We start from the raw sequence: 10,903 nt of genomic DNA, 5'->3' as shown, positions 1-10,903 counted from the left end.
TTGCATAGCTGGGCTACGGAACTATTTTTTTTAATAATTTTAGCAAAAAAGAACAAGTAGATTGGACTATTTTATATGTATATTTGGTATTATTTGGCCTAAATAAAAAATGTTCTATAAAAAAAAGGATAACTAGTTACTATTTAAAAATCAAAACTTTATTTTTGCATTTATTATAGAAAAATCATGATAGAAAATACAAATGAAAGCAACGTTACAAATAGCGAAGCTACAAGATATACCATTACAGCAGCCTTGCCATATACAAACGGCCCAATCCACATTGGCCATTTAGCGGGGGTTTACGTGCCTTCGGACATTTATTCTCGCTATTTACGGTTGCAAGGAAGAGACGTTTTGTTTGTTTGCGGAAGCGACGAACACGGTGTTGCCATTTCGATGAAAGCCAAAAAAGAAGGCATTACACCTCAAGAAGTAATTGATAAATACGATGGCATTATCCGAAAATCGTTTATTGATTTTGGAATTTCTTTTGATAATTATTCCAGAACTTCGGCTAAAATTCATCACGAAACGGCTTCGGAATTCTTCAAAACCTTGTATGACAAAGGCGATTTTATTGAAGAAGTAACTGAGCAGTTGTATGATGCTAAAGCGGATCAATTTTTGGCAGACCGATTTGTAACTGGAACTTGTCCAAAATGTGGCAATGAAGAAGCTTATGGCGACCAATGCGAAAAATGTGGTTCTACCTTGAACGCTACCGATTTAATCAATCCGAAATCGACTATTACAGGAGAAACGCCTGTTTTGAAATCAACTAAACACTGGTTTTTACCTTTGGATCGTTACGAAGATTTTTTGAAAGAATGGATTCTCGTTGGACATAAAAACGACTGGAAACCCAATGTGTATGGTCAAGTAAAATCCTGGATTGATGGCGGATTAGAACCTCGTGCGGTAACCCGTGATTTGGATTGGGGAATTGACGTACCCGTTGCAGGTGCCGAAGGAAAAAAATTATATGTGTGGTTTGATGCCCCTATTGGCTACATCTCTTCTTCAAAAGAATGGGCAGCACGTGAAGGAAAAAATTGGGAACCCTATTGGAAAGACCAAAATACCAAATTAGTTCACTTTATTGGAAAAGACAATATTGTGTTTCACTGCATCATTTTCCCAGCGATGTTGAAGGCCGAAGGGAGTTATATTTTGCCTGATAACGTGCCTGCGAATGAGTTCTTGAACTTGGAAGGCAACAAATTATCGACATCTAAAAACTGGGCGGTTTGGTTGCACGAATATTTGGAAGAATTTCCAAATCAGCAAGACGTATTGCGTTATGCTTTGACATCGAATGCACCCGAAACGAAAGACAATGACTTTACTTGGAAAGATTTCCAAGCTAGAAATAACAACGAATTGGTGGCAATTTTTGGTAACTTTATCAATCGTGTGGTAGTTCTGACTAACAAATACTACAACGGAATTGTACCTGCTCCAAGCCCCCTAACCACCGAAGGGGGAATGCCCAACTTTACGGATTATGACGAGGAAGTTTTAAACGAATTAAAAGCCTATCCAGCGGTGATTTCGAGTTCAATTGAGCGTTACCGTTTTAGAGAAGCTTTGGGCGAAATGATGAATGCCGCTCGTTTGGGAAATAAATATTTGGCCGACGAAGAACCTTGGAAAGTCATCAAAGACAATCCAGAGCGTGTACAAACCCAAATGTATGTAGCCTTACAAATTGCAGCAGCTTTAAGTACACTTTGCGAACCATTTCTGCCTTTTACTGCAAAAAAATTAAGCCATATTTTAAAAATAGAGCAAGCCTTGAATTGGAATACCATTGCGGAGCATAGCGACTTACTTCCTGCAGGGCACCAAATTGGCGAAGCGGAATTGCTTTTTGCTAAAATAGAAGACGAAGAAATCCAAAAACAAATCAATAAATTGGAAGCAACAAAATCAGCCAACCTAGCCGAAAACAAAAAAGCCGAACCACAAAAAGAAGCGATTCAGTTTGAAGATTTTGCCAAAATGGATTTGCGTGTAGGAACGATTTTGGAAGCCGAGAAAATGCCAAAAGCCAACAAACTTTTAATCTTAAAAGTAGATACTGGAATTGACGTTCGTACGATTGTTTCGGGAATTGCCGAAAGTTTTGCACCGGAAGATATAATTGGCAAAAAAGTGACTGTTTTAGTGAATTTGGCACCCAGAAACCTTCGTGGAGTAGAAAGTCAAGGCATGATTTTGATGACCAATAATGCTGAAAGAAAATTAGTTTTTGTAAATCCCGATGCTGAAGGTGTTGGGAATGGCGAGACGATTAATTAAATCAATATGAAACCAAAAATAATAGCTTTTGATGCCGACGACACCCTTTGGGTAAACGAAACGTATTTTGATGAAACCGAAACGAAATTTTGCGAATTAATGCAGGATTACCTTTCACATCAGGGTATTTCGCAAGAATTATTCAAAATTGAAATCGCTAATTTGAAACTATATGGTTATGGTATAAAAGGCTACATTCTTTCGATGATAGAAGCCGCAATGGCCATTTCAAACAACACCATTACTGTTGAGGTGATTGAAAAAATCATTCAATTTGGGAAAGAATTACTTGAAAAACCGATTGTTTTACTAGATGGTGTCGAAGAAACTTTGGAAGCCTTAAAAGGGAAATACAAATTAGTAGTTGCTACCAAAGGCGATTTATTAGACCAAAGACGAAAATTACATAATTCTGGATTAGGGCACTATTTTCATCATATCGAAGTCATGTCTGACAAGCAAGAAATAGATTATTCGGATTTAATCAAACGATTAGACGTTGGACCTTCAGACTTTTTAATGATTGGAAATTCGTTAAAATCAGATGTGTTGCCGGTACTAAACATTGGCGGTCATGGTGTGCATATTCCTTTTCATACCACTTGGGCACACGAAAGAATTGACCATACCATTGAACATGAAAATTTTCATTCGTTTGAAAAGATAAATGCTATTTTGCCATTATTATTTTGATCAATTAATATTATTTTAATTTAAAAACACAACATTTTTTAATAAAGTGAAATGAAAATTATTTTCAAAAAATGATGTAAATTTGCAACTCAAATCCTTTTAAAATGAGTAAAATTAGAATTACCAAACAATTTAGTTTTGAAACAGGGCACGCCCTTTATGGCTATGATGGCAAATGCAAAAATGTTCACGGACATAGTTATAAGTTGTCAGTAACCGTAATAGGAAGTCCGATAACCGATAGAGCTAACACTAAGTATGGAATGGTTATAGATTTTACAGATTTAAAAAAAATAGTAAAAGAAGAAGTTGTCGATTTGTTTGATCATGCTACGGTGTTTAATAAAACAACGCCACATATAGAGCTGGCCACAGAATTGATAGCCAGAGGGCATCATGTTATATTGGTTGATTATCAGCCAACTAGCGAAAATATGGTGGTTAATTTTTCCGAAAAAATAAAAAACAGATTGCCTGAAAACATCAAGTTACATTCATTAAAATTGCAAGAAACGGATACATCATTTGCAGAATGGTATGCCAGCGATAACGATTAATACCAATACACATATTTGGTATAAACATAAAAAAACCGCTCCTTAGCAAGAAGCGGTTTTTTATTAATTTTTTACTCTTTAATTTCATTTCCGTTTTTGTCGAAAAAATGATATTCAAGATACGTGTAAGCGTCACGTGGAATGATTTTTACCCATTTTTTATGCTCAAAAAACCATTTTAAGCGTATAGATGGAAAACCTTTTGCAAGGTAAGCAGCTACAAAAGGGTGTGTATTGAGCACAACATTATTGTAACTTTTTAAATAATTCTCTAAATCGGAAGTTATTTTGTCGATAATAACGATAGGGGCTTCAATTTCGGCATTTTCGTTATTAGGGTCTTCTTCCCGTGTTTTAATGTTTACTTCAGGTCTTACACGCTGTCTGGTAATTTGAACAAGGCCAAATTTGCTAGGCGGTAAGATTTTGTGTTTGGCTTTATCATCGCTCATTTCTTCCCTTAGGAAGTCGAACAATACTTTTCTATTTTCAACATCGGTCATATCAATAAAATCGATCACAATAATGCCACCCATATCACGCAGTCGGAGTTGTCTGGCAATTTCGGCTGCCGCTATCATGTTTACTTCCATTGCAGTATCTTCCTGATTAGAAGCTTTGTTAGAACGGTTGCCGCTATTAACGTCTATAACATGCAGTGCTTCAGTGTGTTCAATAATCAGATAAGCACCTTTGCTCATCGATACTGTTTTGCCAAAAGATGTTTTGATTTGTCTTTCGATATTAAATTTCTCAAAAATAGGAGTATCTTTAGATTGATAAAACTTTACCATTGATTGTTTTGAAGGCGCTATTTTTTGAACGTATTCCTTCGTTTGTTGATACAACTCTTCGTCATCTATATGTATGCCACTGAAAGAATCATTGAATACATCTCGTAGTATCGAGGAAGCTCTGTTGAGTTCGCCTAATACTTTTGAAGGATGATGAGCAGTTGGTAATTTTTTACACATTGCAGTCCATCTGCTTAGCAGGTTCTGCAAATCTTTTTCTAATTCGGCTGTATTTTTGCCTTCGGCTACTGTTCTAACAATAACACCAAATCCTTTTGGTTTGATAGATTGTACAAGTTTTTTTAGTCGGTCTTTTTCAGATTTAGCTTCAATTTTTTGAGAAACCGAAACCCTGTCCGAAAAAGGTACTAACACCACATATCGGCCTGCCAAGGACAATTCAGAACTAATTCTGGGTCCTTTGGTCGAAATAGGTTCTTTAACCACTTGTACTAATATAGATTGATTGGCATTGATAATATCTGTAATCATACCATTTTTATCTATTTCTTTCTCAAACTGAAAGCTTTTTAGGGAGAAATCTTTTATTTTACCTGTGCTTACAAGTTTTATGAATTTCAATTGCGAAGCAAGATTAGGACCAAGGTCATGATAATGTAAAAAGGCATCTTTTTCGTAGCCTACGTTTACAAAAGCAGCATTGAGTCCTGCAACAGGTTTTCTGATTTTAGCAATAAAAATATCGCCAACTTGAAAATTGCTGGTTTCTTGTTCTTTATGTAATTCAATTAGTTTTCCATCTTTTAATAAGGCAAAATCTACGGCTTCAGGACTAGATCTAATGATTAATTCTTTATTCACGCTGTACATTTTTATCCGAACATTTGATTGTCGGTCATTGGTTGCTGATTTTAGTCTGGCTATGAATCATCAACCCTTAACTACCAACTTATTTTGTAAGGATGGATTAAACAATAATTTTACAGGTATTGTACCCGGTGAAGCATTGTCAAACATAGTATTATTAGAGCTTAGAGCTTTTACTTTAAAATGTATTGAAACAATAACTTCCTTTTCAATGAACTTAAAAAAAAGAAAAAGTAGTTAGACTACTTTTTCTTTTTATGACGGTTAGCTCTCGCTCTTTTTTTGCGTTTGTGTGTTGCTACCTTATGTCTCTTTCTTTTTTTACCACTTGGCATGTCTTTTCGATTTTATGGTTAATAATTATTTTGCTAAATTGTTTGTTTTTACACCTTCTACAAATACTTTTGCTGGTTTAAATGAAGGTATATTGTGTGCTGGTATTTTTATAGTTGTATTTTTAGAAATATTTCTTCCTGTTTTTTCGGCTCTTGTTTTTACGATAAAACTTCCAAAACCTCTAAGATATACATTATCTCCTGTTTCTAATGAGCTTTTGATTTCTTCCATAAAGGTTTCAACGGCTGCCTGAACGTCTTTTTTTTCAAGACCTAATTTTTCTGAAATTTTTGTTACGATATCTGCTTTCGTCATTTTCTTTCGTATTTATAATGATATACTTTTTTTGAGTTTGCAAATATAGGAATTAAAAAAACAATTATTCAAGCTAATTGACTAAAATTTAACAACATAAATACATACTTTTGCTAACTAATTGAATTTTATGTCATTTTCTAGCAAACTTATCCAATGGTACCACCTTCAAAAACGAGATTTACCTTGGCGAAATACCACAAACCCATATCCCATTTGGCTCTCCGAAATTATGCTTCAACAAACTCGTGTTGCTCAGGGATTGCCTTATTATGAGGCTTTTATGAACCATTTCCCAACTATTTTTCATCTAGCAAATGCTTCAGAAGAACAGGTTTTAAAACTTTGGCAAGGATTGGGTTATTATTCTCGTGCCAGAAATTTGCATCAAACAGCACAAACTATTGCCTTTGAAAAAAACGGGATTTTTCCTGATAATTACAAAGATTTATTAAAACTCAAAGGCATTGGCAGCTATACTGCTGCAGCTATTGCTTCTTTTTCTTACAACGAATGTGTGCCTGTTGTCGATGGAAACGTTTTTAGAGTACTGGCTCGTTATTTTGACATATCAAATGATATAGCATTGATACAAACTAAAAGTGTTTTTTCAAACTTGGCACTCGAACTCATGCCAAAAGAGCATCCTGCCTTGTTTAACCAAGCCATAATGGAGTTTGGTGCCTTGCAATGTGTACCAAAAAATCCTGATTGCAACAGTTGTATTTTTAGCGACAGTTGTTTGGCATTGCAAAAAAAGAAAGTAGCACAGTTGCCTGTAAAAATTAAAAAAATTAAAGTCAAAAACCGATTTTTAAATTATTTTATCTTGCAAGATGAAAAAGCCAATTCGATTGTTCAAAAACGGATAGCAAAAGATATTTGGCAAAATTTATACGAATTTCCTTTATTAGAATCACTTCATTTTGATGATGATACCATTGTTTTACAATATCTAAACGACCATTACAACGTTAAAAGCCTCAAAAAGCTTCAAAACGAACCGATAATACACAAATTGACCCATCAAAAATTGCACCTTCAGTTTTGGAAAGTTCAAATCGAAGGCCAATTAAACGAAGGAAAAACATTTGATGCTATTAAATCTTATCCGTTTCCAATTGTCATTCACCATTTTTTAGAAACATTTTCAAATTTTGAAGAGATGTAAAAAAAAACGCCTATTGTCTGGAATAAATTAGACAATAGGCGTTTTATGGATGGTGTTTATCGTATTATAAATATAAAAAAGCGTGAAATAATGCAATTATTTGTTAATAAAAAATTACAAACTTGATTTGAATTGTTCTAAAAAGCGAACATCATTTTCATAAAACATTCTAATATCGCCAATTTGATACAGCAACATCGCAATACGTTCGATGCCCATTCCAAAGGCAAAACCATTATAGTCATCGGGATTGATGTTGCAATTTTTAAGTACATTTGGATCTACCATACCACAACCCATAATTTCTAGCCATCCTGTACCTTTTGTAATCCTATAATCTGTTTCTGTTTTCAAACCCCAGTAAATATCTACCTCGGCACTTGGTTCTGTAAACGGAAAATACGATGGGCGAAGTCTAATTTTAGATTTTCCAAACATTTCTTTTGTAAAATATAGCAAGGTTTGTTTCAAGTCGGCAAATGAAACGTCTTTGTCTATATATAAACCTTCTACTTGATGAAAAATACAATGCGAACGAGAGGAAACAGCTTCGTTTCTAAAAACCCTTCCTGGCGAAATGGTACGAATAGGAGGGGTGTTGTTTTCCATATACCGCACTTGAACAGATGAAGTGTGGGTTCTTAATAAAATATCGGGATTGGTTTGAATAAAAAAGGTGTCCTGCATGTCTCGTGCTGGGTGGTATTCTGGCAGGTTGAGTGCCGTAAAATTGTGCCAATCGTCTTCTATTTCAGGCCCCTCGGACACATTGAAACCTATGTTTGCAAAAACATCAATAATTTGATTTTTTACAATTGAAATAGGATGTCTTGAGCCAATATTTAAGGCTTCGGCTGGACGGGTCAAATCACCATAAATCCCTTTGGTTTCTTCTTTGTTTTCTAAGGATTCTTGTAGGGTTCTCACTTTTTCCTCGGCTATGTTTTTGAGCAAATTAATTACTTGACCAAATTCTTTTTTTTGGTCGTTTGGAACGTTTTTAAAATCTGCAAATACTTCTTTTAACAAACCTTTGCTTCCTAAGAATTTAATTCGGAAGGCTTCTAATTTTTCTTTGTTTTCTGTTTGAAAAGCTTTGGCTTCGGCTATATAGGCTTTGATTTTGTCTGTCATCACTTGGATTGTTTTAGCTTATTTTTTGGGTAGGCATTCATAAGTGCAAAATTAGTTTTTTAGTCTTAAATATTGCCTTTTTAGAACATTTTTTTGAATCAAAATAGATAAAAAATCAATCAATTAACTCTTTTTCTAAAAAATAGGCTACAATAGCCTCTTTCATCAGTACTGATTGTTCGCCAGCTTTTAAGGCAGGAAGTTGTTCTTTTACGGTATAATGTGGCCAGCCATCGGTATCAAAATAATCAAAGGTATAATAACCGTATGGCTCTAATAGCCTACATATAGCAATGTGCATTAAGTTTAATTTATCATCTTTTTGATAGGTTTTGTGTATTTTTCCTAGTTCTTGTATGCCAATCAAAAAAATGATGGCTTCTAAATCTAAATCTTCGCCTTGCGAAAACCGATCGGACAAAATTTGAACTAATCGTTCCCAACGCTCCTTTAGTTGTGGGTCTCTTGCCATTTTGATTTGTATTTATTTTTTTTGCAAATATAGAAATTTAGCAACTACTCTTTTGTGTTTATACCAAGTAATCCTTTTTGATTTTAAAATGAGATAGTGCGGCGTAGCCTTTTGAAATTGTTTAGACAATCGGTTTGTTTCTAAAAAAATGGTTGTAGATTTGTATTTTGAAATTCATGAAATCGACACAATCGAAAGATGGGCACTACCAAAAACGTTACAACACCTTTATTCCTATTTGGAATAATATTAACGTGGAGTAACCCCAATGATTAATAGATACCCAACACAACCGATGAAAAACCAACTTTTATCCAAAATCCATTCGCCAGCCGATTTGAGACAACTGTTGCCCTCACAATTGGAACAACTTGCACAAGAGTTAAGACAATTTATAATAACAATAGTGGCTAGTAAAGAAGGGCATTTGGGGGCTAGTTTGGGAGTTGTAGAACTTACAATTGCCTTGCATTATGTATTTGACACGCCAAATGATTTATTGATTTGGGATGTTGGCCACCAAGCTTATGGGCATAAAATACTTACAGAACGTCAAAATATTTTTCATACCAACAGACAGTTTGGAGGTATTTCGGGATTTCCAAAAAGGGCCGAAAGTGTTTATGATGCCTTTGGAGTAGGGCATTCTTCTACATCTATAAGTGCTGCATTGGGCATGGCATTGGCCTCACAATTGAAGGGAGACACCCACAAAAACCACATAGCCGTTATTGGCGATGCTTCGATTGCAAGTGGGATGGCTTTTGAAGGACTCAATCATGCGGGGGTTACGGGAGCCAATTTGTTGGTTATTCTAAACGACAATGCCATTGGAATAGATCCTAGTGTTGGCGCCCTAAAAAATTATCTTTCTACCGTAAAAAAAGGGCATAACCCAAAGGTAAATAATTTAATTCAATCATTAAATTTTGATGGTTCTGGCCCAATAGACGGCCATAATATAACATTGATTATCAAAGAATTAGAGCGTTTAAAAAAAATAAAAGGGCCCAAATTTTTGCACCTTATTACTACAAAAGGTAAGGGACTTCATCAAGCCGAAACCCATCAAGTTACGTATCATGCGCCTGGCAAATTTAATGCCAATACTGGAGAACTCATGCTAAAATCTGATGTTGATTTGCCACCCAAATTTCAAGATGTTTTTGGCAAAACTATTTTAGAGCTGGCACATCAAAACCCCAATATTATAGGAATTACTCCAGCCATGCCAACGGGCAGTTCTTTAAAATTGATGATGGAAGTATATCCTACAAGGGCTTTGGATGTTGGGATTGCCGAACAACATGCGGTTACACTAGCAGCAGGAATGGCCACACAAGGAATGGTTGTTTATTGTAATATTTATTCAACTTTTTTACAACGTGCTTATGATCAGGTTATTCATGATGTGGCTTTGCAACAATTGCCTGTTGTATTTTGTTTAGATAGGGCTGGCTTGGTTGGCGAAGACGGTGCCACCCACCATGGTGTTTTTGATTTGGCTTTTTTGAGTGCTATTCCAAACATGATTGTATTTGCACCAAAGGATGCAATTGAACTTAGAAACATACTATATACGGCACAACTTGGACTACAAAACCCCATAGCCATTAGATATCCAAGAGGCCGATGCAGCCTTGTAGAATGGGAAAAACCATTTGAAAAAATCACTATTGGACAAGCCATTTGTTTGAAAAAAGGACGCCAAACAGCCCTTTTGACCACTGGAACCATGACGAATGTTGTGAGTGGTATTTTATCAAAAATAAATCAAAATTCCGATTTTGGACATTATCATTTTGGATTTGTAAAACCACTAGATTGTGCTGCTTTGAAATCCATTACGTCTAATTATCAAAACATTATTACCCTAGAAGACGGCACCGTCAAAGGAGGGTTTGGAGCTGCTATTGGGGCTTATGTTTTAGAACATCAATTGACAAATCGTGTCAAAATTTTGGGTATTCCAGATGCGTTTATAGAACACGGCAGCATGGATATGCTCCATAAACATTGTGGTTTGGATCCAGAAAATTTGACTCAAATATTTGAAACATTTAACAGATAATCCAAAACATAACCCGAATCTCTTCGGGTTCCTATATTTATAGGACTATCCGCAACTAGTACTATTTCATAGTGTAAATTAGTTTTCGACTATTCTTTGCGAGCTCAATGTTACGCAAAGTCACAGAGCTGTAAAAAAAAATAAAGCCTTTAATACCAAATATACCTATAAAATAGTCCAATCTATTGGTTCTTTTTTGCTAAAATTACCCAAAAAAATAGTTCCGTA

9 protein-coding genes are annotated in these 10,903 nt (G+C 35.2%); 5 read left to right on the top strand and 4 right to left on the bottom strand.

What is annotated here, in order from left to right:
- Positions 1-186 precede the first annotated feature (186 nt).
- From metG to B0A58_RS02160, 3 genes are all read left to right on the top strand, one after another.
- Positions 187-2,304, top strand: coding sequence for a methionine--tRNA ligase (gene metG / locus B0A58_RS02170; RefSeq protein WP_089079690.1), 2,118 nt, complete (start codon positions 187-189; stop codon positions 2,302-2,304).
- Positions 2,305-2,310: 6 nt separating this feature from the next.
- Positions 2,311-2,997, top strand: coding sequence for an HAD family hydrolase (locus B0A58_RS02165; RefSeq protein ID WP_089079689.1), 687 nt, complete (start codon positions 2,311-2,313; stop codon positions 2,995-2,997).
- A gap of 104 nt (positions 2,998-3,101) precedes the next feature.
- Positions 3,102-3,554: a 6-pyruvoyl trahydropterin synthase family protein gene (locus tag B0A58_RS02160; RefSeq protein WP_014085471.1), complete on the top strand. Its 453-nt coding sequence runs from the start codon at positions 3,102-3,104 to the stop codon at positions 3,552-3,554.
- A 71-nt stretch (positions 3,555-3,625) separates the two neighbouring features.
- Here B0A58_RS02160 and B0A58_RS02155 read toward each other — a convergent pair whose 3' ends face one another.
- Together B0A58_RS02155 and B0A58_RS02145 are read right to left on the bottom strand one after the other, a co-directional pair.
- On the bottom strand, positions 3,626-5,170 hold the full coding sequence (locus B0A58_RS02155; protein ID WP_044032646.1) for an Rne/Rng family ribonuclease: 1,545 nt from the start codon (positions 5,168-5,170) through the stop codon (positions 3,626-3,628).
- A gap of 366 nt (positions 5,171-5,536) precedes the next feature.
- Positions 5,537-5,827, bottom strand: coding sequence for an HU family DNA-binding protein (locus B0A58_RS02145; RefSeq protein WP_014085469.1), 291 nt, complete (start codon positions 5,825-5,827; stop codon positions 5,537-5,539).
- Between the two features lie 130 nt (positions 5,828-5,957).
- On the opposite strand from B0A58_RS02145, the gene mutY reads away from it, so the two are divergent.
- Positions 5,958-6,998 carry an A/G-specific adenine glycosylase gene (mutY, locus tag B0A58_RS02140; RefSeq protein WP_089079688.1) on the top strand — a complete coding sequence of 347 codons (1,041 nt, stop codon included), beginning with the start codon at positions 5,958-5,960 and terminating at the stop codon, positions 6,996-6,998.
- A 114-nt stretch (positions 6,999-7,112) separates the two neighbouring features.
- Here mutY and pheS read toward each other — a convergent pair whose 3' ends face one another.
- Positions 7,113-8,132, bottom strand: a complete 1,020-nt coding sequence (gene pheS, locus B0A58_RS02135) for a phenylalanine--tRNA ligase subunit alpha (protein WP_014085467.1) — start codon at positions 8,130-8,132, stop codon at positions 7,113-7,115.
- Positions 8,133-8,247: 115 nt separating this feature from the next.
- On the bottom strand, positions 8,248-8,604 hold the full coding sequence (locus B0A58_RS02130; protein WP_089079687.1) for a hypothetical protein: 357 nt from the start codon (positions 8,602-8,604) through the stop codon (positions 8,248-8,250).
- Between the two features lie 295 nt (positions 8,605-8,899).
- Between B0A58_RS02130 and B0A58_RS02125 the strand changes: the two genes are divergently transcribed.
- Positions 8,900-10,675: a 1-deoxy-D-xylulose-5-phosphate synthase gene (locus B0A58_RS02125; protein WP_089079702.1), complete on the top strand. Its 1,776-nt coding sequence runs from the start codon at positions 8,900-8,902 to the stop codon at positions 10,673-10,675.
- The last annotated feature ends 228 nt before the right edge of the window (positions 10,676-10,903 follow it).

Source organism: Flavobacterium branchiophilum NBRC 15030 = ATCC 35035, assembly GCF_002217205.1.
GTDB lineage: Bacteria > Bacteroidota > Bacteroidia > Flavobacteriales > Flavobacteriaceae > Flavobacterium > Flavobacterium branchiophilum.
Note: the sequence above shows the minus strand (reverse complement) of the source record. Positions and strands in the feature narration are given on the sequence as shown.